Here is a 1593-nt window from a genome sequence, read left to right as displayed (position 1 = left end):
ACGGGACAGGCGGCCAACAAATTGACATTCAAGGCGCAGACGGTCCCGACAGAAGATGTACAGGTTTATGTGGTAATCCAGGAGGTAGGGACATGATTTTTAGTTGTCCTGCCAAGCCGTTTCCGAAATTGCTTGAGTTTACTTTTCAGAATGGGCCAGGCTCCGTTGTGCATGGGCCTTATTTCGCTGAAGAAGGCATGGATTTTTCGGACTGGGTCGTATCTCCACATAATGTCGATGGGTTTAAACTTGTTGATTCTCTAAAAGGTCTGACCGCTCAACCTCCGCCTTATCTTGTCACAAGTGATGAGCAATGGTATCTTACCGTAACTGTTAATACTCAAATAATTGATGGCGAGGTTTATGTCATCGCTATGAATATGTAACTATTCTCGATTGCAACGATAAAAAAGTTAAAATTTCGGAGGTAATGGCATGATACTGAACCCGGTGATACAAGGTGGGGGAACATTGCCAGAAAAGGTAAATATTAGATACTCTAGTGTAGTTATATACTATATGACGGAATCTGAAACTGGGACCTTTGAAATCGACAATACCACGAATGCTCAATCAGGGACGATAGAAGTGTTTGTTGGCTCTCCAATATTTATCAATGGAAATCTCCAAAGGAGTTCCGGCATAGAAAAAATCAATGTTGGAAGTATTGGAGCTAGTAACGGCCTATTCAAAGTAATCGGAGAAGGAGAAGCCATCGGAGGCTCTGGTGGCGGCGGAATGGGCTAAGAGAGGCCTGGAAGGAGATCTAAATGGCAGATGAAAAATGTATCTTAGACCCACGGCGGGATTGCCTTGGCATCCAGAAAGCTAATATGCTGGAAAAGCAGATGAGCGAATGGAAGGAACAGTCCCGGCAGACGCACAAGGAGTTTTTCAACAGAATCCGGGAGCTTGAGATCGCCCGTGCAGAGCAGGGCCAGCAGTATACAACGATACTCGAAAAGCTGGAGGACCTGACGGGTAAAGTGAGCACACTGTCCAAGGGATTGTCAGACATTCAGGCGGAGCCTGGACGAACCTGGAAAGATCTGAAAGGCAAAATAAGTTGGGCCGTAATTGCGGCGGTTATTACAGCGGTTATGGCCTTTCTGTTAGACAAGATAGGTCTTTGAGAGGGGGTGAAAATATGGACTTTGGAATCGCATCCGTGGCGGCCATTACCGTCATCTGTTATCTGGTGGGACTGATTGTCAAATCGTCCGGTCTGGATAACAAGTACATCCCGGCTATCGTGGGCCTGTGTGGGGGCGTTCTGGGCGTGGCGGCGCTGTATACCGGCCTCCAGGATTTCCCGGCCACGGACCCGCTGACCGCCGTTGCTGTGGGCATTGTGTCCGGTCTGGCGGCAACTGGTGTCAACCAGGCTATCAAGCAGATGAAGGAATAACAACATATTTTTGACTACAAAGGAGATTGAACTATGAACACCGAAATGCTCTATGAACTGTACGAAATCACTGAGAAGAACGACGCCCCCGATTTGGCTACCGTAGGCATGCCCATGCTCCTGAAGAAGCACCCTGAGATTACCCACGAGGAGGCCAAGGAGATTCGTGAGTTTACTGGCCGCCA

4 protein-coding genes are annotated in these 1593 nt (G+C 48.0%); all 4 read left to right on the top strand.

The window, feature by feature from the left end:
* Positions 1-386 (top strand): hypothetical protein (locus tag H8S11_RS13705; RefSeq protein ID WP_207722011.1); only part of this gene is annotated, 386 nt, incomplete at its 5' end.
* Between the two features lie 49 nt (positions 387-435).
* The gene (locus H8S11_RS13700; protein WP_186853534.1) at positions 436-747 is read left to right on the top strand and encodes a hypothetical protein; all 312 of its coding nucleotides are present in this window, start codon (positions 436-438) and stop codon (positions 745-747) included.
* An 86-nt stretch (positions 748-833) separates the two neighbouring features.
* Positions 834-1133: a hypothetical protein gene (locus H8S11_RS13695; RefSeq protein ID WP_186853533.1), complete on the top strand. Its 300-nt coding sequence runs from the start codon at positions 834-836 to the stop codon at positions 1131-1133.
* A gap of 14 nt (positions 1134-1147) precedes the next feature.
* Positions 1148-1408, top strand: coding sequence for a phage holin family protein (locus H8S11_RS13690; RefSeq protein ID WP_186853532.1), 261 nt, complete (start codon positions 1148-1150; stop codon positions 1406-1408).
* Positions 1409-1593: the final 185 nt, after the last annotated feature.

Origin of the sequence: Flintibacter hominis (assembly GCF_014287965.1) — a bacterium.
GTDB lineage: Bacteria > Bacillota > Clostridia > Oscillospirales > Oscillospiraceae > Lawsonibacter > Lawsonibacter aceti.
The sequence above is the reverse complement of the archived record's forward strand: the minus strand, read 5'-3'. Positions and strand labels throughout refer to the sequence as shown.

Coding starts and splice junctions, on each gene's coding strand:
- H8S11_RS13700 (WP_186853534.1), top strand. CDS start 436: ATGATACTGAACCCGGTGATACAAGGTGGGGGAACATTGCCAGAAAAG.
- H8S11_RS13695 (WP_186853533.1), top strand. CDS start 834: ATGCTGGAAAAGCAGATGAGCGAATGGAAGGAACAGTCCCGGCAGACG.
- H8S11_RS13690 (WP_186853532.1), top strand. CDS start 1,148: ATGGACTTTGGAATCGCATCCGTGGCGGCCATTACCGTCATCTGTTAT.